We start from the raw sequence: 23,602 nt of genomic DNA, 5'->3' as shown, positions 1-23,602 counted from the left end.
CACGGTGTCGGTGGGCGACGCCTCGACCAACTTCACCCGCCAGATCACCAACGTGGCCGACGGTACCGAAGACACCGACGCCGCCACGGTCGGCCAGCTCAATCGCGTGGTCCAGGGCGTGAGCGATACCTCCGCGCAGGTGATGGGCGCCTTTGCGGCCATCGGCGGCGGCGCCGGCGTCGATTCGAACGGCAACGTGATCATGCCGTCCTTCGCGATCCAGGGCGGTACCTACCACAATGTCGGCGATGCGCTGAGCATCCTGGACGGCGCGTTGAGCGGCGCGCTCTCCAGCATCGCCTCGCTGCAGCAGCAGGTGGCGGACGGTTCCGTGGTCGGTTCGCACGTCGCGGTCGACGGCGCCAGCGACGGCAGCGATGCAGCCAGCGTGGTGGCCGGTTCGAAGGGCGTGGCGGTCGGTTCCGGCGCCAAGTCCGGCGGCGACCACGGCACGGCCGTGGGCGGCGACAGCTACGCCGCCGGTCCGAACGACACGGCGATCGGCGGCAATGCCAGGGTGAATGCCGACGGCAGCACCGCGGTCGGTGCCAACACCATCATCGCGGCGGCGGCGACCAATGCGGTGGCGGTTGGCGAAGGCGCATCGGTGACGGCCGCTTCCGGTACGGCCGTCGGCCAGGGCAGTTCGGTGACCGCCGCCGGCGCGGTCGCGCTGGGCCAGGGTTCGGTGGCCGACCGCGCCAACACGGTCTCGGTGGGCACGGCGAGCAACACGCGCCAGATCACCAACGTGAAGGCCGGCACGCAGGCGACCGACGCGGCCAACGTCAGCCAGGTGGACGAGGCGCTGGCCACGGCCAAGACCTATGCCGACGCGGGCGACAAGAAGACGCTGAACAGCGCCAAGGCCTATACCGACCAGAAGGTGGGCAGCTTCGTGAGCAAGGGCGACTTCGACAGCTTCCGCAACCAGGTCGGCGACCAGTTCCACGCGGTCAACACCCGCCTGAACCAGGTCGGCGCGATGGGCGCGGCGATGGCGCAGATGTCGTTCAGCACGCAGGGCATCAACCAGCCGAACCGGCTGGGCGTGGGCGTAGGCAACTACAACTCGCGCTCCGCACTGGCGGTGGGCTATTCGCGGCAGATCGCACCGAACGCGAACGTGACGTTCGGCGCGGCGGTCAGCGGCGACGAGACCACCGGCGGCGTGGGCGTGGGTATCGGCTGGTAAGCCGAAACCCGCGATGAAACAGGCCGGCGCCCGCGAGGGCGCCGGTTCCTTTTTGCCCTCCGTGCCCGGTGCTGCCTGCGACATGCACCGGCGGCAGGGGTTCTTGCCGGTCGCCGTCGAAGCGGACTAGCGATTGCGGGCAGCCACGGCGGGACAGGAAGTGCATCCGCACGCGTGGCGGCCGTGTGTCGTTCGCCGTCGCCGGCTGCCGTGACCGGCAGCTGCCCGCCGTTGGCGGCGTGGACAGGTGGCGCCGGTGCGGCATCCCGTCGATGGATGCAGTACGGGCCGGCAACCGGGATGTCACGAGATCGGTAACGGGGATGCCTCCACCTTTTCCGTGCCCGCCGTCGAATATGCGGGACTCCCGCCGCACGTTGGGCATCGCCCCCTCGCGCGACCCCGATGGCATGTGATACCAATGGTGGGTCTATGTGCCGGGAATCGATCCGAAGGCAGGGATCGCGGGTCCGGCGAACGTTGTACGCAAGATGTTTCGGCAAGTGGTCTGGACGGGGAGGGCGCATGGCGGCAGTCGCAGAGTCGGCCGGCAGCGGAATGGAGGCGGCAGGCAACCGCGAAGCCGCGGTTTGCGAGCTGCTGGTTTCGCGCGGGTGGCTGAAAGACGGCGATCTGGGCCGCGCCCGGCGGCTGCACGACGAATCGCCGGAAGGCACCTTGACCGCGTTGATGGCGCGGCTCGGGCTGGTGTCCGAGCGCGACCTGGCGCAGGCCTGGTCCGAGCTGCTGCAGGTGCCGCTGCTGGCCGCGCGCGACGCGCCGGAACTGGCGCCCGCGGAGCTGGAGATCTCGACGCGCTTCCTGAAGCAGCAGCACGTGGTGCCGGTGCGCAGCGGCGAGGACGGCCTCGCGCTGGTGGTGGCCGATCCGGCCGATCCGTACCCGCTGCAGGCCATGCAACTGGCCGCCGGCCGGCCGGTGGCGCTGCTGATCGGCCTGCGCTCGGAGATCGACGACCTGATCGAGCGTTACTACGGCACCGGCCGCTCCGCGATGGGCACCATCGTGGAGAACCTCGACGGCAGCGCCGCCGAGGAGGACGACGTGGAGCACCTGCGCGACCTCGCCTCCGAGGCGCCGGTGATCCGGCTGGTCAACCTGATCCTGCAGCGCGCGGTGGAGCAGCGCGCCTCCGACGTGCACATCGAGCCGTTCGAGAACCGCCTGAAGGTGCGCTACCGCATCGACGGCGTGCTGCACGAGGTGGAGGCGCCGCCGTCGTCGTCCACCGCCGCGGTGATCTCGCGCGTGAAGATCATGGCCAAGCTCAACATCGCCGAGCGCCGGCTGCCGCAGGACGGCCGCATCCAACTGCGCGTGCAGGGCAAGGAGCTGGACCTGCGCGTGTCCACCGTGCCGACCAGCTTCGGCGAGTCGGTGGTGATGCGCATCCTCGACCGCGAATCGGTGGTGTTCGACTTTTCCACGCTGGGCTTCACCGAGCACTTCCAGTCGCGCTTCGTGGACGTGCTGGAGCGCCCGCACGGCATCCTGCTGGTCACCGGCCCCACCGGCTCGGGCAAGACCACCACGCTGTACACCGCGCTGTCGAGGATCAACACGCCCGACGTGAAGATCATCACCGTCGAGGACCCGGTCGAGTACCAGCTCGAAGGCATCAACCAGATCCAGGTGAAGCCGCAGATCGGGCTGGATTTCGCCGGCGCGCTGCGCTCGATCATGCGCCAGGACCCGGACGTGATCATGATCGGCGAGATGCGCGACCTGGAAACCTGCCGCATCGCGATCCAGTCCGCGCTCACCGGCCACCTGGTGCTGTCCACCCTGCACACCAACAGCGCCGCCGGCGGCGTCACCCGCCTGCTCGACATGGGCGTGGAGGACTACCTGCTCGGCTCCACCGTCAACGGCATCCTGGCGCAGCGGCTGGTGCGCCGGCTCGATCCGGAAACGGCGATCCCGTACGAGCCCTCGCCCGAAGTCATCGCCGAGTTCGAGCTGGAGAAATACACCGACGAGCGGCCGATCCGGCTGTGGAAGCCCGGCAGCAGCGCGGCCAACCCCACCGGCTACCGCGGCCGCCGCGCGATCATGGAATTCCTGGTGATGAGCGACCCGCTGCGGCGCATGGTGATGCAGCGCGCCGACGCCGGCGAGATCGAGAAGCTGGCCCGCGCCGAAGGCATGCGCACCATGTACGAGGACGGCATCGCCAAGGCGGTCGCCGGCGTCACCACGCTCGAGGAGGTGCTGCGTGTCACGCAGGATGGCTGAGGGTGAAGCCGGGAATAGGGAATGGGGAATAGGGAATGGGAAAAACGCGTTCCGTAAACTTGCGGGACCCCGCTCTTTCTATTCCCCATTCCCCATTCCCTATTCCCGCGTTGCAGGGCAACGCCCATGAGCCAGTTCAGCTACCGCGCCGTCAGCGCCGCCGGCGAGCTGCTGCAGGGCCAGATGGAGGCGGGCAGCGTCGAGGACGTGGTGGCGCGGCTGCAGGACCAGGGGCATACGCCGCTGGAGGCGCGGCCGGCCGATGCGGCGGGCGGCGGGTCCGGTTTCGCCGGGCTGGTCAAGCGCGGCCCGTTCACCGGCGACCAGTTGGCGCAGTTCACCCACCAGCTGGCGACCCTGCTCGGCGCCGGCCAGCCGCTGGACCGCGCGCTCGGCATCCTGCTCGACCTGCCCGAGGGCGAGCGCGCGAAGAAGCTGGTGGAGCGCGTGCGCGACCGCGTGCGCGGCGGCACCACGCTGTCGCAGGCGCTGGACGAGGAGCACGGCGTGTTTCCCAAGCTTTACGTGTCGCTGGTGCGCGCCGGCGAGGCGGGCGGCTCGCTGGAGGACACGCTGCGCCGGCTCGCCGACTATCTCGAACGCGCGCAGCAACTGCGCGGCAGCATCGTCAACGCGCTGATCTACCCGGCCTTCCTGCTGGTCGGCGTGCTCGGTTCGCTGGTGTTGCTGCTGGCCTACGTGGTGCCGCAGTTCGTGCCGATCTTCGAGGACATGCAGGTACCGATCCCGTGGATCACCCAGGCCGTGCTGGCGCTGGGCAACGTGCTGCAGGGCTGGTGGTGGCTGATCCTGCTGGTGCTGGTCGGCGGCATCGCGGTATGGCGCGCGCGGCTGCGCGACCCGGCGCAGCGGCTGGCCTGGCACGGCAAGCTGCTGACCCTGCGCGTGGTGGGGCCGCTGCTGCTGAAGATCGAGACGGCGCGGATCGCGCGCACCCTGGGCACATTGCTGAAGAACGGCGTGCCGCTGCTGTCGGCGCTGACCATCGCACGCCAGGTCACCGGCAACCGTGCGCTGGACGAGGCGCTGGGCGCCGCCGCGGAGCAGGTCAAGGGCGGTGGCGGGCTCGGTGCCGCGCTCGGCCAGTCGCAGCGGTTTCCCCGCCTCGCGCTGCAGATGGTGCAGGTGGGCGAGGAGGCCGGCCAGCTCGACACCATGCTGCTGAAGGTGGCCGACACCTTCGACCTGGAGGCGAAGCGCTCGATCGACCGCCTGCTCGCCGCCCTGGTGCCGGCGCTGACCATCGTGATGACCGTGCTGGTGGCGATCATCATGGCGGCGATCCTGCTGCCGCTGCTCAGCCTCACCAGCAACATTCAGTAGATCGCGCGGTCCATCCCTGCGCGGCGCGTATTTCCCATTGGCAAAAACCGAGGTGATTCCCATGCAAACCAGGCAGTTTCGACGACTCCGTGCCAACGCCGGCTTCACCCTGCTGGAAATGCTGGCGGTGATCGTGCTGATCGGCATCATCGGCGCGGTGGTGGTGACCCAGGTCGGCAAGAACGTCGACAAGGGCAAGTACGGCGCCGGCAAGGCGCAGCTCACCACGCTGAGCCAGAAGATCGAGAACTATGCGCTGGACAACGGCACGCCGCCGGCGCAACTGGACGACCTCGGCACCAAGCCGTCCAACGCGGCGAACTGGCAGGGCCCGTACGCCAAGCCGTCCGACCTGAAGGACCCGTGGGGCCATCCGTTCGGCTACAAGTACCCCGGCGAGCACGGCAGCTTCGACCTGATCTTCTACGGCCAGGACGGCAAGCCCGGCGGCGACGGCTACAGCAAGGACGTCGGGAACTGGGAATGAGTCCGGCAGGGAAACGGCGGGGATAGGCCATGGCGGCCAGCGGCCAGCGCAGCGCCCTTCGTTCCGTGCCGCCCGCCGCACGGCGCCAGGGTGCGCCATGGCGCGGGGAATGCGCTTTCCCGCATCCCGCATCCCGCATCCAGAATCCCGCGCGCGCATCGCGCGCGCACGGCTTCACCCTGCTCGAAATGCTCGCCGTGATCCTGCTGATCGGCATCGCCGCCGCGGCGGTCTCGGTCTCGGTGGCGCAGGGCCTGGCCAGCGCGCGGGTCAGCGCGGCCAGCGGCGAACTGGCCGCCGCGCTGCGCGCCACCCGGGCGCGGGCGATCGTCAGCGGCGAGGAGCAGAGCTTCGAGCTGGACATCCGCGCCGGCAGCTACCACGGCGCGGACCAGCGCGCGGTGACCCTGCCCAAGGGCATGCGCCTGGGCATCACCAGCGCCAAGGAAGACCAGCCCAACGCATACACCGGGCGCATCCGCTTCTTTCCCGACGGCAGCTCCACCGGCGGGCACGTCACCCTGCAGCGCGGCCGGCGCCAGTGGCAGGTCAACGTGGCCTGGCTTACCGGCGCGGTCAGCGTGGTGGCGAAATGAGAGCTGGGAATAGGGAATGGGGAATGGGGAGGCTGCGGCGCGCGGCCCGACCGGCCGTCGCGGTGCGGCGGAGCGTCAACGATGAGCGTCGCGAAGCGGCGAACGCTTCCGCAGTGCCGCAACCGGCCGATTTGCCATTTCCCGTGTGTCGTTCCCGGCTCCGCCAGCGCGGCTTCAGCCTGCTCGAAGTGGTTGCCGCGGTGCTGCTGCTGGCGATCACCTTCACCGCGCTGATGAAGGTGGCGGGCAGCGCGCTCAACCTGACCGCCAGCGCCGCCGAGCGCAGCCAGGCGGCGATGTGGGCGCGCAGCCTGCTCGACAGCGCCTTCGTGCTGGAGCCGGTGCGCCCCGGCAGCCGTTCGGGCCGCTTCGACAAGCAGTTTTCCTGGCAGCTCGACGTGACCCCGTGGGCGATCGCCGGCAAGCCGATGCCGGGCTCGCCGCTGCGCGCCTACCAGCTCGACCTGGCGGTGCGCTGGAGCAGCGGCGGCCATCGCCGCGAGGCGCATTTCACCACCCTGCGCCTGGGCGGCCCGGCCGACCAGGGCGGCGCCCCGCCATGAAGCGCAGCGCCGGCTTCAGCCTGATGGAGGTGCTGGCCGCGCTGGCCCTGCTGGCGTTGCTGCTGGTGGGCGTGTATTCGGGCGTGCGCACGGCGACGCACAGCGTGCGCTCGGGCAGCGCGGCGGTCGAGCGGCTGGACCAGATCCGCTCGGCGCAGCAATTCCTGCGCCGCGAGCTGGCGCAGGCGATGGCGCAGCCGATCGCCCGCGGCGACAACGGCGACGCGATCTACTTCAAGGGCGAGGCGCACGAGATGCAGTACGTGGCGCCGCTGCCCGGCTATCTCGGCAAGCTCGGGCCGCAGTTGCAGACGCTGCGCCTGGTCGACAACGGCCACGGCGGGCAGCGGCTGGAGCTGAGCTTCGCCGCGCTGCCGGCGGGCGACCAGCCGGCGAAGCCGGGCAAGCCCGAAGTGCTGCTGGACGACGTGCGCCAGGGCAGCTTCGGCTATCGCGGCCTGGACGCCCAGGGCCAGCCGATGGATTGGCAGGCCGGCTGGAGCGACGGCCGACGGCTGCCGGCGCTGGTGCGCATCGACCTGCAACTGGCCAATACCGACCGCTGGCCGCGGCTGGAGGCGCCGCTGCGCGTGGACGCCACCGCCAACCAGGGCCAGCCCGGCCTGCTGCAGGGCATGCGCCTGCGCCGGGTGGGCCAGTGAGGCGCGCGCCGCTGCGCCGTGGTTCGCGCCAGCGCGGCATCGCCCTGCTGGTGGTGCTGTGGGCGTGCACCTTGCTGGCGATCCTGCTCGGCGGCTACGCCATGCTGGCGCGCACCGAGGGCATGCAGGCGCGCTACCAGTTCGCGCAGACGCAGGCGCACTACGCGGCGGAGGCCGGCGTGATGCGCGCGATCTACGGCCTGCAGGATCCGGTCGCGCGGCAGCGCTGGGTGGCCGACGGGCGCATCTACCCGTTCCATTACGCCGGCGCGACGATCAGCGTCAGCGCCATCGACGAGGGCGGCAAGGTCGATCTCAACAGCGCCTCGCCGCAGGTGCTGCAGGGGCTGTTCAAGGCGGCGGGCCTGCACGACGACGCGGCCCGCCAGCTCGCCGCGGCGGTGGCGGAATGGCGCAGCTACCTGCCGACCGGCGATGCGCCGGGGCCGGCCGTGTCCCCGGCGGGCGCGATGCCGCCGCGCCACGCGCCGTTCGCCAGCATCGAGGAAGTGCAGCAGGTGGCGGGCATGACGCCGGCGCTGTACCGCATGATCGCGCCGCAACTGACGATCTGGTCCGGCCGCGACAGCCCCGACCCGGCCAGCGCGCCGCCGCTGGCGCTGGCGGCGATTCCCGGCATGACGCCGGAGCGGGCCAGTGAGATCGCCGCCGCAAGACTGAACGGCCGGACGGACTCGGGGCTGGCCCGGAGCGTGGGAGTAACGCATAGTATCCGTTCGGAGGCCACGCTGGCCGACGGAACGCGCGCCGTCTTGCGCGCCACGATTCGTTTGCAAGGGATCCGGTCCGGCGCGCAACCGTACGCGGTGCTGCGCTGGCAGGAGGGTGACGGGGAATGAGTACCGCCGTGCAGTCGCTGCGACCGCAGCTTGATCGCGTGCGCCGCGCTTGGCGCGGATCGCCGCTGCCCGGCTTCTTCCGCTGGTGGGGCGACGAGCTGGCGGCGCTGCTGCCGGCGTCGTGGCGCGCGGCGCTGCGCAGCGGCAGCACCTGGTTCCTGCTCGGGCATGCCGACGGGCATTGGCAATTGCGCCACGCCGGCGCGGCCGAGCCGCTGGCGCGCTGGAGCGAAGACGCCGAGCCGGCCGCGCAGCGCGCCTTGCTGGACAGCGCGGTGCAGGCGGTGGACCGCGAGGACCGCCGTCTCGCCCTGGTACTGCCGGCGTCCGTGGCGCTGCGGCGGCAACTGTCGCTGCCGCTGGCGGCGGCGCAGACGCTGCAGCAGGTCGGCGCGTTCGAGATGGACCGGCAGACGCCGTTCCGCGTCGAGCAGGTGCATTACGCGATCCGCGAACTGGCCGTCCCGGCGCCGCCGGGGCGGTTGCTGGCCGAGCTGGTGGCGGTGCCGCGCAACGTGCTCGACCCGTTGCTGGCGCGGCTGCAGGCCGCGGAGATCCGCGTCGATGCGGTGGACGTCGCCAGTGGCCAGGGGCGGCTCGGCGTGAACCTGCTGCCGCCGGGGCAGGCGCCGCGGCACGTCAGCACGCGGCGCCGGCTGAACCTCGCGCTGGCCGCCGGCTGCGTCGTGCTGCTGGCGCTGGTGCTCGGCGAGTGGCTGCACAACCGGCAGCAGGCGCTGGCCGCGATGCAGACCGAGGTGGAGGCGATGCGCGCCGAGGCGCAGCAGGTCGCCGCCTTGCGCCAGCAATGGCAGGACAACGCCGGCGCCGCCGGCTTCCTGGTGCAGCGCAAGCAGAGCGGCGTGACCCGGCTGGCGGTGCTGGAAGAACTCACCGAGCGCCTGCCCGACACCGCATGGCTGGAGCGCGTCAGCATCGACAACAGCGGCCAGCTCGGCTTCCAGGGCCAGAGCCAGCAGGCGGCGAAGCTGATCGACACCTTGAAGGGCTCGACCCTGATCACCAATCCGAACTTCCAGGGCAGCATCCAGCCCGATCCGGCCACCGGCAAGGAGCGTTTCTACATGGTGGCGCAACTGCGCCAGCCGTCGGCGCCGGCTGCCGGCGCCCCGGCCGCGTCGGCTTCCGCGGCGGACGGTGCGCCATGATGCAGGTCGCGATGAAGCCGCGCGACAGCCGCATCGCGGCGATCCTGTTGCTGCTGCTGGCGCTGGCGCTGGGCTATTTCGTGCTGCTGCACTGGTGGTTCGTGGCACCGCTGCGCGCGATCGATGCCGAGATGGACGACCTGCGCGACACCCAGAGCCGCTACGCGGCGGCGATCGCCGAGAAGCCGCAACTGGAGAAGCGCATCGCCGCGCTCGGCGCCGGCCAGGCGGCCAGCAGCGCCTTCCTGCCCGAAGACGACCCGAACACCGCGGCCGCCGGCCTGATGCAGCGCGTGGTCGACGTCGCCGCCGCGCATCCGCAGGGCGGCGCCTGCGAAGTCACCCAGAAGATGCCGCTGCCGGCGCCGCCGGCCGGCGGCAACGAGCCGTACCGCAAGGCCAGCGTCAGCATCAGCCTGCGCTGCGAGATGGAGCCGCTGGCGGCAGTGCTGTACGCGCTGGAGCAGGGCACGCCCTACCTGTTCATCGACGACCTCAGCATCTACCGCAACCCGGTGGCCGCGCAGGAGAACGGCGGCGCGCCGCTGGAGGTGCAGTTCTCGCTGTCCGGCTACGTGCGCCCGGCGCGCAACGCGCCGGCGCCGGCGCCGGGCGGCGAAGGAATCAAGCTGTGAACGCCGCCGCGCAACGCCGGCTGACGCCGCCGCTGGTGATCCTCGCCCTGCTGCTCGGCGCGCTGCTGCTGGCGCTGTTCGCCGGGATCGGCCGCGGCATCCGCTGGGATGCGCCGCGCGCGAGCGCGCCGCTGCCGGACCGGCAGGCGCGCAAGCTGCCGCCGGTCGCGCCGCTGGAGCAGTTCGCGGCGGTGTGGAAGAAGCCGCTGTTCAGTCCCGACCGCAAGCCGGTGGCGCGCGCGGCCGGCGAAGGCAACCTCGGCGACCTGCAGCTCACCGGCATCATCCTTACCCGCGACCTGCGCATGGCGCTGCTGCGCGACAAGCGCGGCGATACCTTCCGCGTGCGCGAAGGCGGCAGCCTGCCCGACGGAAGCTGGACGCTGGCCGAGCTGAAGCCGCGCTCGGCGCTGTTCGACGCGCCCAGCGGGCGCACCGAGCTGCAGTTGCCGGCCGGCGCGCCGATCGACAACGTCGCCCGCGAAGGCGCCGCCGCGCCGTCCGCGCCGGACACCGCCGGCCGGCCGCCTCCGGCGCGGCCCGCGCCGGCCGCCACGCCCAGCCCGCAGCCGTCCGGCAGCGCGTGGGTAGCCGGCGGCGACGGCGCCGCGCGTCCCCTCCGGGAAGCCGCCGCGCTGCAGGCGCAGCGCGTGAAACAGCTCAAGGCCGCCATCCAGAAACGGCGCGCCGAACAGGCCCGGACGGGCAACGAAGGAGATCGCTGATCCATGTTCCGCACGCTCAAGCATTCACTCCTTCGCAGCAGCGCGGTCGCGCTGCTGGTCGTGCTGGGCGGCTGCGCCAGCGCGCCGCAGACGCGCGACAACGGCGACCTGCAGCGCGAGGCGATGGCCGGCACCGAACGGCCGGTGCCGGCGCCGCTGCCGCTGAACCGCTCGATCGCGCCGACCGACAGCGAGGTTCGGCCGCAGATCAGCCAGGGCAGCGGCCAGTTCATCCACCCGTCGGCGCTGGCCACGCCGCGCACGCCGGCGGCCGGCGACGGCGCGGTCACCTTCAACTTCGAGAACCAGCCGGTGCAGGCGGTGGTCAAGGCGATCCTCGGCGACCTGCTGAAGAAGAACTACACCATCGTGCCGGGCGTGCAGGGCAACATCTCGTTCTCCACCTCCGCGCCGGTGGACAGCTCGCAGGCGATGCCGATCCTGGAAACGCTGCTGTCGTGGACCGGCAACGCGCTGGTACAGCGCGGCGGCGGCTACGTGGTGATGCCGTCGAAGGATGCCGTGGCCGGCAACCTGGTGCCCAGCCTGGGCGCGGTCGCGCCGCGCGGCGGCCTGCAGGCGCGGCTGTTCCCGCTGCGCTTCATCGCCGCGCCGGAGATGCAGAAGCTGATCAAGCCGTTCGCGCGGCAGGACGCCGTGCTGCTGGTCGATCCCACCCGCAACCTGCTGGTGATGTCCGGCACGCCGGAGGAACTGGCGAACTACCAGCGCACCGTGCAGACCTTCGACGTGGACTGGCTGCGCGGCATGTCGGTGGGCGTGTTCAGCCTGCAGCGCGCCAACGTCACCGAGCTGATGCCCAAGCTCGACGGCATGTTCGGCAAGAACGGCGACACCCCGCTGGCCGGCATGCTGCGCTTCATCCCGATCGAGCGCACCAATGCGCTGGTGGTGATCAGCACGCAGCCGCAATACTTGCGCGAAGTGGGCGAATGGATCGCCCGGATCGACCGCGGCGGCGGCAACGAGCCGCAGTTGTTCGTGTACGACGTGCGCAACATCAAGGCCTCGGACCTGGCCCGCTACCTGGCGCAGATCTACACCAATGGCGCGGGTAGCGCCGGCGGGGGCGGCGGCGAGGTCGGCCCCGGCCTCAGCTCCGGCACGCTCGGCGGCACCGGCGGCGCGAGCGGCACGTCGATGGGCAGCAACGCCGGCAGTTTCGGCAGCAGCGGCGGCGGCTTCGGCAGCAATGGCGGCACGGACGGCGGCAGCCGGAGCGGCGGCGGCAGCGTGGGCGGCGGGCTCGGCAGCGGCCTGGGCTCCGGCCAGAACGGCGGCCTGGGCAGCGGCTTCGGTAGTGGCGCGAACGGCGGCGGCAGCGGCAACGGCGGCGCCCTGCTCAACAACGGCGGCAACAGCGGCGGCGACCAGCAGTACAGCTCGTCGGACGGCAGCGTCCGGATCGGCTCGGTGGACGCCAACAACCAGTTGCTGGTGCGTGCGCGCCCCTCGCAATGGGCGGAGATCGAGGATGCGATCAAGCGGCTCGACAACGTGCCGCTGCAGGTGCAGATCGAAACCCGCATCCTCGAAGTGAACCTCACCGGCGAATTCCAGTTCGGCGTGCAGTGGTACCTGGAAGGGCTGATCGGCGGTCATGCGAACAGCGACGGCAGCTTCACGCCGGGGCAGCCGGGCAACGCGCAGCAGTGGGCGATTGGCCAGGGCGGCTCGGGCTTCAATGCGGCCAAGGACGCGTTCTTCTATTCCTTCGTCAACAACAACCTGCAGGTCGCCCTGCACGCGATGGAGACCAACGGCAACACCAAGACGCTGTCCGCGCCCTCGATGGTGGTGCTGAACAACCAGACCGCGCACATCCAGGTCGGCAGCCAGGTGCCGATCAACCAGACCAGCGTGAACCCCGGCGTCGGCACGGCGGTATACAACTCGGTCGACTATCTCAACACCGGCGTGATCCTCAACGTACAGCCGCGGGTCAATCCCGGCGGCCTGGTCTACATGAACATCGGCCAGCAGGTCAGTACGCCGGATTACACGAACATGAAGGTCAACAACGGCAATCCGACCATCAACCAGCGCGAGCTGGCCACCCAGGTAGCGGTGCAGAGCGGCCAGACCGTGCTGCTCGGCGGCCTGATCCAGCAGGACGAAGGCAAGACCGATACCGGCGTGCCGGGACTCAACCGCATCCCGCTGCTGGGTCGCCTGTTCGGCAGCACCAATCGCCACCGCAACCGCACCGAGCTGATCGTGCTGATCACCCCGCGCGTGATCGCCAGCAGCGACGACGCCCGGCAGGTCACCGACGAATACCAGCGCAAGTTCGAATCGCTGGCGCCGCTGCGGGCAGCGGATGCCGCGGGCGGGGCCCGGCCGGCGCCCTCCGCCGCCTCGACGAAGCCGCTGCGGTAGCACGCCGCCGCGGCACGCCCGGCGCAGCGGTTTCGCCGCGCTGCGCCGCCATGGGGACTCGCGGTCGTCATCGTGTCGCCCGGATCTGCGTTGCATGGCGCGGGTCGCGGCGGGCAAGCCGCTATCATCCGCACGGATGACCGCGGCCATACCTACGTTCCCGATCACCCCGCTGCTGCCCGAGATCCGCGCCGCGCTCGACGCGTCGCCGCGGCTGGTGCTGGAGGCGCCGCCAGGTGCGGGCAAGACCACCCAGGTGCCGCTGGCCCTGCTCGATGCGCCCTGGCTGCAGGGGCGGAAGATCCTGATGCTGGAACCGCGCCGCGTCGCCGCGCGCGCGGCGGCCCAGTTCATGGCCGCGCAGCTCGGCGAGGAGGTCGGGCAGACCGTCGGCTACCGCATCCGCTTCGAGTCGAAGACGAGCGCGGCCACGCGCATCGAAGTGATCACCGAGGGCATCCTCACCCGGCTGATCCAGGACGATCCGGAGCTGGCCGGCATCGGCGCGATCCTGTTCGACGAATTCCACGAGCGCCATCTCGCCGGTGATCTAGGTGCCGCGCTGGCGCTGGACGTGCAGTCCACGCTGCGGCCGGAGCTGCGCCTGGTGGCGATGTCGGCCACGCTGGACGGCGAGCGCGTGGCGCGCTGGCTGGACGCGCCGCGCCTGAGCAGCCCGGGGCGCAGCTACCCGGTGCGCATCGACTACCCGCCGGCGCGCGCGCAGGAAAGCATGGAGCACCAACTGGCCCGCGTGGCGCGCCAGGCGCTGGCCGAGAACGACGGCGACGTGCTGGCCTTCCTGCCCGGCCGGCGCGAGATCGCGCGGGTGCAGGCGGTGCTGGAGGAGACCCTGGCGGCGCGGGAGCGCGTCGAGATCGTGCCGCTGCACGGCGAGCTGTCGCTGGCCGAGCAGCAGTTCGCGCTGGCGCCGGCCGAGCCCGGCCTGCGCCGGATCGTGCTGGCCACCAACGTGGCCGAATCCAGCGTGACCCTGCCGGGCGTGCGCGCGGTGATCGACAGCGGCCTCGCGCGCGAGCCGCGCTTCGACCCGAACTCCGGCTTCACCCGGCTGGAGACGGTGGCGATCTCGCAGGCTTCGGCCGACCAGCGCGCCGGTCGTGCCGGCCGCGTGGCGGAAGGCACGGCGTATCGCCTGTGGCCGCAGAGCCGTCGGCTGGACCCGGCGCGCACGGCGGAGATCGCGCAGGCCGAGCTGTCCGGGCTGGCGCTGGAGCTGGCCGCGTGGGGCGTCACCGGCGATGCCGGCGCCGCGCTGTCCTGGCTGGACCCGCCGCCGCCCGGCGCGCTGGCGCAGGCGCGCGAGCTGCTGCTCGGCCTGGGCGCGCTGGAGGCGGACGGCCGCATCGGCGCGCTGGGCCGGCGCATGCTGGAACTCGGCGCGGCTCCCCGGCTCGCCGCCGCCGCGCTGCGCGCGCCGGCCGAGCTTCATGCACTGGCCGCCGACCTGCTGGCCTTGATGGAGGCGCGTTCGCCGCTGCGCGGCGAGTCGGCGCGCAGCGACGATTTCCGCGCGCGGGTGGCGGCGCTGCATGCCTGGCGCGACCGCCGCGCCGCCGGCGCGCACGGCGGCGTCGACCGCGGCGCGCTGGCGGCGATCGAGCAGGCCGCCAAGGGCTGGCGCAGGCGTCTGGACGTCCGTACGGCGGCGAGCGGCGTGCCGGACAGCCACGCGGTCGGCGACCTGCTGTTGTCCGCCTTCCCCGACCGCATCGCCCGGCGGGACGAGGGCAATCCGCTGCGCTACACCCTGGCGAACGGCCGCGGCGCGCGCCTCCACGACCAGACCGCGCTGCTCGGCGAACCGTGGCTGGTGGTGCTGGACCTGCGCCTGGAGGCGCGCGACAGCCTGATCCTGAGCGCGGCGCCGTTCGATGCGCGGGTGCTGGAGCGCGACCATCCGCGGCAGTTCCTGCGCGAGCGCACGCTGCGCTGGAACGGCGAGCGCGCGGCGGTGGAGGCGTTCGAGGAGCGCCGCTTCGGCGCCATCGTGCTGGAGCGGCGCAGCGTGCCGGTGACGCCGGAGGATGCGTTGCCGGCGCTGCTGGCGGCGGTGCGCAGCCGTGGCCTGGACAGCTTGCCGTGGAGCGAGCAGGCGCGGCGGCTGCGCGCGCGCGTGCAGGCCCTGCGCGGCTGGATGCCCGAGCTGGGCCTGCCGGACGTTTCCGACGCGGCCCTGCTCGACGGCCTGGAGCACTGGCTGGCGCCGTACCTGGCCGGCAAGCGCCGGCTCGACGCGCTGTCGGCGGACGAACTGGGCCAGGCGCTCGGCGCGCTGCTCGACCACGAGCGCCGCCGCGCGCTCGACGCGCAGGCGCCGGACAGCCTCGCCGTGCCCAGTGGGCAGAGTCGCCGGCTGGAGTATCCGCCGGGCGAGCCGCCGGTGCTGGCGGTGAAGCTGCAGGAGCTGTTCGGCCTGGCCGATACGCCGCGCGTCGGCGGCGGCCGCGTGCCGGTGACCCTGCACCTGCTGTCGCCGGCCGGCCGGCCGATCCAGGTGACCCAGGACCTGAAGGGCTTCTGGGAGCGCACCTACCCGGAGGTGAAGAAGGAACTGAAGGGGCGCTACCCGCGCCATCCCTGGCCGGACGACCCGTGGACGGCCACCCCGACGCACCGTGCCAAACCGCGTGCGTGAGTGGACACATGCGGCGCGGATGCCGTTGTAACATCGGCTGACCCAGCCACCGCAGGACTTCTCTTGAGGGCGACGAAGGATTCCCGCGGACTGTCGGCGACACGCGATCCGGACGAGTCCGGCGCCGGCCCGCCGCTGCCGCGCGAAGGACGCCTGTCCGCCTACCTGTGGTCGCTGCTCGCGCTGGCCGGTGGCCTGCTGCTGACCCTGGCGGTGCACCACCAGCAGCGCCAGCGCCAGCTCGACGAACACCGCGTGGCGTTGCGCATGCTGGCGGAAAAGAGCTATGCCGGGCTGCAAAACCGCCTGCAGTCGTCCGAGCTGCTGGTGCGCTCGGTGCAATCGCTGTTCCTTTCCTCCGACGCGGTATCCGCCACCGAGTTCGGCCACATCTACGAGAACCTGCGCCCGCGCGAGCAGTTTCCCAGCCTGATCGCCTTCGCCTACGCAAACGGCGAGTCGCGGCCCGACGGGATGCACTACATCACCGAGCTGGTCCAGCCGCGCGAAGGCAACGAGTCCCTGGCCGGGCTGGACATCAACACCCAGCCGGCCAACCTGGCGGCCCTGCTGGCCTCGCGCGACAGCGACCAGAGCGTGCTGTCGGCGCCGTTCGAGCTGATCCAGTTCGACGCCTCGAAGCAGCCCGCGAACGGCGTCACCATACGCCTGCCGATCTACAGCCCGGGCGCGCCGCCGCGTTCGCTGGCCGAGCGCCGCGCCCGCATGCGCGGGTCGATCGCCGTATCGTTCCGGGTCGGCCAACTGATCCGCTTGGGCCTGCCGGACGAGGCGCTGGATGCGCTGCACATCGTGGTGAGCGACATCACCGATGCCCGCGTGCAGCCGCTGTTCGACTCCGAGCCGGGCCGGCCAGCGGTTCCGGAATCGATGGACCGCATCGAGCGCGACCTGTCCTACGGCGGCCGCGTGTGGAGCGTGGCGATGGTGCCGAAGCTCCCGCCGCCGCGGCTGGACTGGCACGAATCGGTGCTGCCGGCTGGGCTGGTGATCAGCCTGCTGCTGATGTTCCTGGCCTGGTCGGTGGTGGGCACCCAGCGGCGCGCGCTGGCGCTGGGCCTGGGCATGAGCCAGCGCTACCGCGAGAGCGAGAAGCGCTTCCGCGCGCTCAACGAACTGCTGCCGGCGCTGGTGCTGCTGGCCGACGTGGAAGACGGCCGCATCACCTATACCAACCAGGCCGCGCGCGACCGGCTGGGCGACGCGATCGGCGCGCTGACCCTGCCGATGCTGTTCGAGGACGCGGACCTGCGCCTGTACCTGCAACAGCCCGACACGCCCGGCTGGGGCAATGCCGAGGCCATGCTGCAGAACGGCCTCGGCGAACGGTTCTGGGCCAGCGTGTCGATCGCGCGGGTGCTGCTGGACGACCGCGAGCAACTGGTGATGGTCGCCTCCGACATCACCCGCCAGCGCGAGCTGACCGAGCTGTTGAGCTACCAGGCCAGCCACGACGCGCTGACCGAGCTGTACAACCGGCGCGAGTTCGAGCGGCGGCTGGAGCGCGCCCTGCTGGACACCGCCGCCGGCGCGCCGGCCTGCGCGCTGCTGTACCTGGACCTGGACCAGTTCAAGCTGATCAACGACACCTCCGGCCACCTGGCCGGCGACCAGTTGCTGGCGCAGCTTGCGCTGGTGATGCGCGACCACCTCGGCCCGTCCGACGTGCTGGCCCGGCTCGGCGGCGACGAGTTCGGCGTGCTGCTGGTCGGCGCGCACGACCGCGCCGCGGCCGAGCAGATGGCCGAACGCCTGCGCCTGCGCATCGACGGCTACGTGTTCCTGTGGGAGCAGCGCAGCTACACGATCAGCGTGAGCATCGGCGGGGTGATGATCGACCATCCGCAGATCACCCTGAAGGACCTGCTCGCGCAGGCCGACACCGCCTGCTACATGGCCAAGGAACAGGGCCGCAACCGCATCCACTTCTACTCCGAGCAGGACGACGAGACCGCGCGCCGGCGCAGCGAGATGGAGTGGGCGAACCGGCTGCGCTGGGCCGCCGAGGAGCGCCGGCTGCTGCTCACCTACCAGGAGGTGTGGCCGTTGTCGCCGGCGCACGGCGGCGGTGCGCGCATCGAGCTGCTGCTGCGCTTCCGCGACGAGGAGGGCAGGCTGGTGGTGCCCGGTGCGTTCATCCCGGCCGCCGAGCGCTACGGCCTGATGCCGGTGATCGACCGCTGGGTGGTGGAGACCGCGCTGGCGAACTTCGACCGCCTGCATCCGTCCGGCGCGGACCTGCGGCTGGCGGCGATCAACCTGTCCGGCGCCAGCATCGAGGACGACTCGCTGGTCGAGCTGATCATCGACCTGCTCAAGCGCTACCGGGTGGACCCGTCGCGGGTCTGCTTCGAGATCACCGAGACCGTGGCGGTGCGCCATCTGGCGCGGGTGGCCGGCTTCATGGAGCGCCTGCGCGCGCTCGGCTGCAAGGTGGCGCTGGACGACTTCGGCGTGGGCATGTCCTCGTTCGGCTACCTGAAGAACCTGCCGGTGGACATCATCAAGATCGACGGCAGCTTCATCCGCGACATGCTCACCGACCCGGTCAGCCACGCGATGGTGCGCGCGGTCGCCGACATCGGGCACCGGCTCGGCCTGCTGGTGGTGGCCGAGTGGGTGACCGGGCAGGAGATCGTGGACGCGCTGGTCGAGCTAGGCCTGGACCTGGCGCAGGGCTTCAACCTGCACGAGCCGGAACTGGTGCTGTTCCACCGGTCCTGAGCGGCCGGCGCCGACCGGCGGGTCCCGGCCGGTCCTGGTCGGCATGGCCGGCGCGGAACCGGCGGGCCGCTACCAGACGAGGTCGTCCGGCACCTCGAACTGCCGGTAGTACTCCTCGTCCGGGTCCGGCTCGCCGCTGGCGGCGTCCGGGGCGGGGCGGCCATGGTCGAGCACGACCGCCGCGGCGTCGCGTTCGTAGACCTTGGCGGCCGCCGCCCGCGGCAGCAGCTCGTAGCCCTGACCGTGCCGCACGATCACCAGGCTGCCGGCGGCCAGTTGCGCGCGCAGGGCCTCGTTGACCAGGACGCTGGCGATCCGGTCGCCGTCGGCGAAGCGGTAGGCGATCTCGCCGTCGCGGCCGACCTTGTGGCTCTCGACGATCTGCTGGACCTGCGCGCGCTGCTCGTGCAGCCGCTGCTGCGCGTTGCGCTCGGCGGCCAGCGCGCGGTCGCGCTCGGCGCGTTCGGCCTGCAGCCGCTGCCCGTCCACCTGCGCCGCCTCCGCCGGGGCGGGCGCCTTGCCCTGGCGCTGGCGCACCTGCTCGCGCACCACCTGGGCGACCTTGCCCTTCTTGACCAGGCCGGCCTTGAGCAACTGTTCCTGCAATGGATTGCGCATGGGGAGAGGGGTACGGAAAGGCGGACCCGCGATTGTAGCGCGGCCGGCTCTGCGGCCATGCCGTGCGGCGGCGCCGCCCCGGCGCGGCACGTTTCGCCCGGCCGCGAAGCGTGCTCCGGAACAGGCCGCTAGACTGGCCGGCATGACCCAGGCGATGCCGCTGAACCGCTACCAGTTGGCCGAGATCGGTGCCTTGCTGGCCGAGCCGGCCCGCGCGGCCATGCTGCTGGCGCTGATGGACGGCACGACGCGCCCGGCCGGCGAGCTTGCGCGCGCCGCCGGCGTCGGCGCGGCCACCGCCAGCGCGCACCTGAAACGGCTGCTGGAAGGCGGCCTGCTCGGCGTGCACGCGCAGGGCCGGCACCGCTACTACCGGCTCGCCGACGACGAGGTGGCGGCCCTGCTGGAAACGCTGGCGCTGCCGCGCCAGCGGCCGGCCCTGCCGGCGCCCGCGGCGGACCCGGCGCTGCGCCGCGCGCGCAGTTGCTACCGGCACCTGGCCGGCGAGCTTGGCGTGGCCCTGTGCGGCGGCCTGCTCGAACGCGGCTACCTGCGCACCGCCAGCGACGGCCTGCGCTTGCAGGCGGACGGCGGCGAGGCGCTGGCCGCGGCCGGGCTGGCGTCTTCCACGGTGCAGCCGCTGCTCGCGCTGCGCGGCCGCGGCTGCCTGGACTGGACCGAGCGGCGGCTGCACGTGGGCGGTCCGCTCGGCGTGGCGCTCACCGCCGCCCTGCTCGACGCCGGCTGGCTGCGCCGCGCGCCGCGCGGCCGCGCGCTGCTGCCCAGTGGCGACGGCCTGCGCCGGCTCGCCATGCTCGGGGTGCGGCTGGACGATCCGCCGCGCTAGGCGCGGGCGGCCCGGCCCAGTGTCGTCCGCGTGCCGGGCCGGCCGGTCAGGCCTGCCTGCGCTTGAACAGCTTGGCGAACAGGCCGCCGATGGCGACGAGACCGATCACGACGAACTTCTTCAGCGCCAGCAGCATCACACCCAGCTTGGCGAACAGGCCGGCCTTGGCGGCGATGCCGCCGGCCACCAGCGCGCCGATGCCGTAGGCGGCCAGCTTGTCGGTGCGCGGGTTGTAGTCGGCATAGCGCTGGCCGGCGTCGAACTCGGTCATCGCCAGCACCTGCGGCATGTCCGCGCGCACCTGCGCGAGCTGCTCGATCGGCGCCACCGCGTTGAGCGAGAGATAGCCCTGGCGGCCCAGCACGCGGATGTCGTAGTTCAGCGTGCGGCCGCTGTCGCTGCCGTCGGCCTTGTGGAACTTCAGGTCGCGCGCCCAGTAAAGCTTGTGCGAGGCCGCGTCGTAGCGCGGCGGCTCGGCCCAGCCGACCAGGTCGACCGCCGGGTAGCCCTGCTTGAGGCGAGCGGCGTTGTCGTCGCGGTCGGCCTTCTGCATGTCCTTGAGCATGTCGTCGTAGTCGATCTTGCTGGCGTCCTCGTCCGACACGTAGCCTTCGCCGGTATAGGTCACCACCACCGCCCAACTGTCGTCGTCGAGCAGCACGTGCGGGTCGCGGCCGGGCACGATCATGCCGAGCACGTCGTCGTCGGGCGGGTTGCTCCACAGCTCGGTGAGCACGCGCTGGGCGTCCTTCGCCGGCAGGAAGGCGTAGCCGGGCGTGAGGTTGAGCGTGGCCTGCGCGGCCGGCACCGCGACGGTGCCCGACTGCAATTGCAGCGAATCGAGGAAGGCCTCGACCTTGGCCTGCGCGGCGGCGTCGCCTTCGTCGGCGCGGGCCGTCGTGGCGAGCGGCAGCCACGCCAGGGCGGCCAGCATCCCCCATGCCGGCCATATCGACTTGCTCTTCATGTGCGTTCCTTAGGGTCGTCCGTTGATGCGCGTCGGCATGACGCGGCGCGGCCGCTCCCCCATGGCGCGGCCGGCAGGCTTTTTAGCACGCCGCACGCAAGTTGTTGCGCCCGGCCGGTGGCGGCCCCGGGCAGCCGTGCCCGGCCGGCGCGTCCGGCGGCCGCGCCGGGCATGCGACCATGCGCGGATGACAGGTATCTCTTCTTCCAGGCTGGCCGTGGTCGGCGGCGGCCCGGCCGGCCTGATGGCGGCCGAGCAGGCCGCCGCCGCGGGCGTCGCGGTCGACGTCTACGACGCGATGGGCTCGGTCGGCCGCAAGTTCCTGCTCGCCGGCAAGGGCGGCCTCAACCTCACCCACGGCGAGCCGTTCGATGCCTTCGCCGGGCGCTACGGCGAACGCCGGGAGGCCGTGGCGCGTTGGCTGCGGCAGTTCGATGCCGGGGCGCTGCGGGCGTGGGCGCGCGGGCTGGGCGTGGAGACCTTCGTCGGCAGTTCCGGCAGGGTGTTCCCGACCGACCTGAAGGCCGCGCCGCTGCTGCGCGGCTGGGTGCGCCGGCTGCGCGAGAGCGGCGTGGCGTTCCACATGCATCATCGCTGGCTGGGCTGGAACGGCGACGGCGCCCTGCGCTTCGCCACGGCCGCCGGCGAGCGCGCCGTGCGGGCCGACGCTGTGGTACTGGCGCTCGGCGGCGCGAGCTGGCCGCAGCTCGGTTCCGACGGCGCGTGGTGGCCGCTGCTGCAGCATGCCGGCGTGGACGTGGCGCCGCTGCTACCGGCCAACTGCGGCTTCGAACTGGCCTGGAGCGAGCACCTGGCGACGCGCTTCGCCGGCGCGCCGCTGAAACCGGTGGTGGCGCACTGGACCGACCGGCACGGCGCCAAGCAGGCGCGCCAGGGCGAGTGCGTGCTCAGCGAATACGGCATCGAGGGCAGCCTGGTCTATGCCATCGGCGCCGAGCTGCGCGAGCAGATCGCCGCGCAGGGCGAGGCGCTGCTGCGGCTCGACCTGGTGCCCGGACGCACGCAAGAAGCGCTCGCCGAACGGCTCGCCGCGCCGCGCGGCAGGCACAGCCTCGGCGACTGGCTGCGCCGCCGGGCCGGGCTCGATGCGGCGAAGTGCGCGCTGGTCTTCGAGCTGGTGGGCAAGGACGTGCTAGCCGATCCGCCGGCGCTGGCCGCGCGGCTGAAGGCGCTGCCGCTGCGTCTGCGCGCGCCGCGCCCGGTCGCCGAGGCGATCAGCACGGCCGGCGGCGTGCGGCTGGAGGCGCTGGACGACGCGCTGATGCTGCGCCGCCGTCCCGGCGTGTTCTGCGCCGGCGAGATGCTCGACTGGGAAGCGCCGACCGGCGGCTACCTGCTCACCGCCTGCTTCGCCGGCGGGCTGCTCGCCGGGCGCGGCGCGGTGCGCTGGCTGGAGTCGCAAACGCAGCCTTAAGCCTTGCTGTTCGGGCTTTGCACATGGGTGTATTGTGCGAAAACCGGGGTCGCACAGAATGCCCGCAGTCGCGCCTGGCGACCTTCTGTGGAGATTCCCATGAACACGCGTCCCTACCTGCTTGCCGCCGCGATCGCGCTGTGCGGCGCCGCATCCGGTTCCATCCAGGCGGCGCCCGTCGCCGCGCACGCCATGGCCGCGATGGCCGCGTCCGACCAGGCGCCGGCCGCGCCGAAACTGCACGCGGCCCTGCGCGCCCTGTGGCACGGCCACGTGGTGCACACCCGCGACTACGCGCTCGCCGTGCACGCGCACGATGCGGGCAGGGCGAAGGCGGCGGCCGATGCCGTGGTGGCGAACGCGAAGCAGCTCGCCGATGCGGTCGCCGGTTTCTACGGCAAGCCCGCGGGCGAGCGGATGCTGCAATTGCTGGCCGGCCACTGGGGCGGGGTGAAGGCGCTGACCGATGCGCGCGCCGCGGACGACGCCGGCGCGCAGCGCCGGGCGATGGACGATCTCGACGCCAACGTCGCCGCCATTGCGAAGTTCCTCTCCGGCGCCAACCCGAACCTGCCGGAGAACGCGGTGCAGGGCCTGCTCGCCGCGCACGTGGCGCACCATGCCACCCAGATCCAGCAGATCATGGCTGGCGACACGAAGGGCGAACAGGCGACCTGGGCGGCGATGCAGCGGCACATGAACGTCATCGCCGACGCGCTGGCCGACGCCATCGCCAGGCAGTTCCCGGCCAAGGCCGGCTGAGGCGTGGGCGCGCTCGGCCAGCTCGGCACCACCCAGCAGCGGCTGTTGCGGCGGCTGCTGGCGGCGCATGCGGGCGATACGGTCGAGTCGCTGTGCGCGCACCTGCACGTCAGCCACAACGCGGTGCGCCAGCACCTGAGCGCCCTGCTGGCCCGCGGCTACGTCGAGCGCGCGCAGTCGCGGCCCAGCGGCGGCCGGCCGCAGGCCTGCTTCCGGCTGACCGAGGCGGGCCGCGCGCTGTTCCCGCGCAACTACGGCACGATCGCCGCCGCGTTGCTGGCGCAGTTGCAGGCGCGCCTGGGCGAGGCCGGTTTCGACGAGCTGCTGCAGGAACTGGGCCGCAGCCTGGGCGGCCGCGAAGTCGCCCTGCCGGCCACGGCCGCCGTCGACGAGGTGGCGAAGGCGCTGGCCGGCCACCTGGACGCGCTCGGCTACGAGGCGCTCGCCGTGCGCCATGGCGACGAGCTGCAGATCGAGGCGTTCAACTGCGTGTTTCACGCGCTCGCGCGGCAGCACCCGCAGGTATGCAAGTTCGACCTGGCGTACATGGAGGCGGCGAGCGGCCGCCGCATCCACCACATGGAATGCATCGTGCGCGGCGGCGGGCGCTGCCGTTTCCGGATCGGCGGCGGGCCGGGCAAGCAGGGCTAGGTGTGATGTTTCAAGAGGTTGTTTCG

Annotated in this window: 20 protein-coding genes; 18 read left to right on the top strand and 2 right to left on the bottom strand. The window is 72.2% G+C overall.

Translation table 11 applies throughout. The annotated features are described in order from the left end of the window. From ASG87_RS07935 to ASG87_RS07870, 14 genes are all read left to right on the top strand, one after another. Positions 1–1,195, top strand: a 1,195-nt coding sequence (locus ASG87_RS07935; RefSeq protein ID WP_200949031.1) for a YadA-like family protein, incomplete at its 5' end; no start/stop codon positions are given. A gap of 558 nt (positions 1,196–1,753) precedes the next feature. Next, positions 1,754–3,451 (top strand): type II secretion system ATPase GspE, encoded by a 1,698-nt coding sequence (gene gspE, locus ASG87_RS07930; RefSeq protein WP_157510959.1) that lies wholly within the window; start codon positions 1,754–1,756, stop codon positions 3,449–3,451. Positions 3,452–3,577: 126 nt separating this feature from the next. Further along, positions 3,578–4,795 (top strand): type II secretion system inner membrane protein GspF, encoded by a 1,218-nt coding sequence (gspF, locus tag ASG87_RS07925; RefSeq protein ID WP_056003430.1) that lies wholly within the window; start codon positions 3,578–3,580, stop codon positions 4,793–4,795. A 61-nt stretch (positions 4,796–4,856) separates the two neighbouring features. After that, entirely contained in the window at positions 4,857–5,282 is a 426-nt protein-coding gene (gspG, locus tag ASG87_RS07920) for a type II secretion system major pseudopilin GspG (RefSeq protein ID WP_082582836.1), read from the top strand. Between the two features lie 137 nt (positions 5,283–5,419). Continuing rightward, positions 5,420–5,878 (top strand): GspH/FimT family pseudopilin, encoded by a 459-nt coding sequence (locus tag ASG87_RS07915; protein WP_268761803.1) that lies wholly within the window; start codon positions 5,420–5,422, stop codon positions 5,876–5,878. Positions 5,879–6,021: 143 nt separating this feature from the next. After that, positions 6,022–6,441 carry a prepilin-type N-terminal cleavage/methylation domain-containing protein gene (locus ASG87_RS07910; RefSeq protein WP_056003427.1) on the top strand — a complete coding sequence of 140 codons (420 nt, stop codon included), beginning with the start codon at positions 6,022–6,024 and terminating at the stop codon, positions 6,439–6,441. Beyond that, positions 6,438–7,103, top strand: a complete 666-nt coding sequence (locus tag ASG87_RS07905) for a type II secretion system protein GspJ (protein WP_056003424.1) — start codon at positions 6,438–6,440, stop codon at positions 7,101–7,103. Before ASG87_RS07910 ends, ASG87_RS07905 begins: the two co-directional genes overlap by 4 nt. Further along, entirely contained in the window at positions 7,100–7,963 is an 864-nt protein-coding gene (locus ASG87_RS07900; protein WP_056003421.1) for a type II secretion system protein GspK, read from the top strand. Before ASG87_RS07905 ends, ASG87_RS07900 begins: the two co-directional genes overlap by 4 nt. Beyond that, the gene (locus ASG87_RS07895; protein ID WP_056003418.1) at positions 7,960–9,132 is read left to right on the top strand and encodes a PilN domain-containing protein; all 1,173 of its coding nucleotides are present in this window, start codon (positions 7,960–7,962) and stop codon (positions 9,130–9,132) included. Before ASG87_RS07900 ends, ASG87_RS07895 begins: the two co-directional genes overlap by 4 nt. After that, entirely contained in the window at positions 9,129–9,767 is a 639-nt protein-coding gene (gene gspM / locus ASG87_RS07890) for a type II secretion system protein GspM (protein WP_056003415.1), read from the top strand. The genes ASG87_RS07895 and gspM overlap by 4 nt, the downstream gene beginning before the upstream one ends. Next, the gene (locus ASG87_RS07885) at positions 9,764–10,492 is read left to right on the top strand and encodes a hypothetical protein (RefSeq protein ID WP_056003412.1); all 729 of its coding nucleotides are present in this window, start codon (positions 9,764–9,766) and stop codon (positions 10,490–10,492) included. The genes gspM and ASG87_RS07885 overlap by 4 nt, the downstream gene beginning before the upstream one ends. 3 nt (positions 10,493–10,495) lie before the next feature. Next, positions 10,496–12,892, top strand: a complete 2,397-nt coding sequence (gspD, locus tag ASG87_RS07880; RefSeq protein WP_056003409.1) for a type II secretion system secretin GspD — start codon at positions 10,496–10,498, stop codon at positions 12,890–12,892. Between the two features lie 136 nt (positions 12,893–13,028). Continuing rightward, positions 13,029–15,551, top strand: coding sequence for an ATP-dependent helicase HrpB (gene hrpB, locus ASG87_RS07875; protein WP_056003406.1), 2,523 nt, complete (start codon positions 13,029–13,031; stop codon positions 15,549–15,551). 63 nt (positions 15,552–15,614) lie between these two features. Next, positions 15,615–18,296 (top strand): EAL domain-containing protein, encoded by a 2,682-nt coding sequence (locus tag ASG87_RS07870; protein ID WP_326937885.1) that lies wholly within the window; start codon positions 15,615–15,617, stop codon positions 18,294–18,296. Positions 18,297–18,365: 69 nt separating this feature from the next. Here the strand turns inward: ASG87_RS07870 and ASG87_RS07865 are convergent, their stop codons facing one another. Next, on the bottom strand, positions 18,366–18,914 hold the full coding sequence (locus ASG87_RS07865) for a DUF2058 domain-containing protein (protein ID WP_056003405.1): 549 nt from the start codon (positions 18,912–18,914) through the stop codon (positions 18,366–18,368). Between the two features lie 142 nt (positions 18,915–19,056). On the opposite strand from ASG87_RS07865, the gene ASG87_RS07860 reads away from it, so the two are divergent. Then, positions 19,057–19,761, top strand: a complete 705-nt coding sequence (locus tag ASG87_RS07860) for a metalloregulator ArsR/SmtB family transcription factor (protein WP_082582834.1) — start codon at positions 19,057–19,059, stop codon at positions 19,759–19,761. A gap of 46 nt (positions 19,762–19,807) precedes the next feature. On the opposite strand, the gene ASG87_RS07855 is transcribed toward ASG87_RS07860, so the two are convergent. After that, positions 19,808–20,728, bottom strand: coding sequence for a DUF2167 domain-containing protein (locus tag ASG87_RS07855; protein WP_056003402.1), 921 nt, complete (start codon positions 20,726–20,728; stop codon positions 19,808–19,810). Between the two features lie 187 nt (positions 20,729–20,915). Between ASG87_RS07855 and ASG87_RS07850 the strand changes: the two genes are divergently transcribed. The 3 genes from ASG87_RS07850 to ASG87_RS07840 all read left to right on the top strand — a co-directional run bounded on the left by ASG87_RS07850 (position 20,916) and on the right by ASG87_RS07840 (position 23,576). Beyond that, a complete protein-coding gene (locus ASG87_RS07850) occupies positions 20,916–22,163 on the top strand; it encodes a TIGR03862 family flavoprotein (protein WP_082582833.1) in 1,248 nt (415 codons plus the stop codon). A gap of 99 nt (positions 22,164–22,262) precedes the next feature. Beyond that, entirely contained in the window at positions 22,263–22,925 is a 663-nt protein-coding gene (locus ASG87_RS07845; RefSeq protein ID WP_056003400.1) for a hypothetical protein, read from the top strand. Between the two features lie 3 nt (positions 22,926–22,928). Continuing rightward, the gene (locus ASG87_RS07840) at positions 22,929–23,576 is read left to right on the top strand and encodes a MarR family transcriptional regulator (protein WP_056003398.1); all 648 of its coding nucleotides are present in this window, start codon (positions 22,929–22,931) and stop codon (positions 23,574–23,576) included. The last annotated feature ends 26 nt before the right edge of the window (positions 23,577–23,602 follow it).

The sequence above is a fragment of the Frateuria sp. Soil773 genome, assembly GCF_001428405.1.
Taxonomy (GTDB): domain Bacteria; phylum Pseudomonadota; class Gammaproteobacteria; order Xanthomonadales; family Rhodanobacteraceae; genus LMSL01.
The sequence above is the reverse complement of the archived record's forward strand: the minus strand, read 5'-3'. Positions and strand labels throughout refer to the sequence as shown.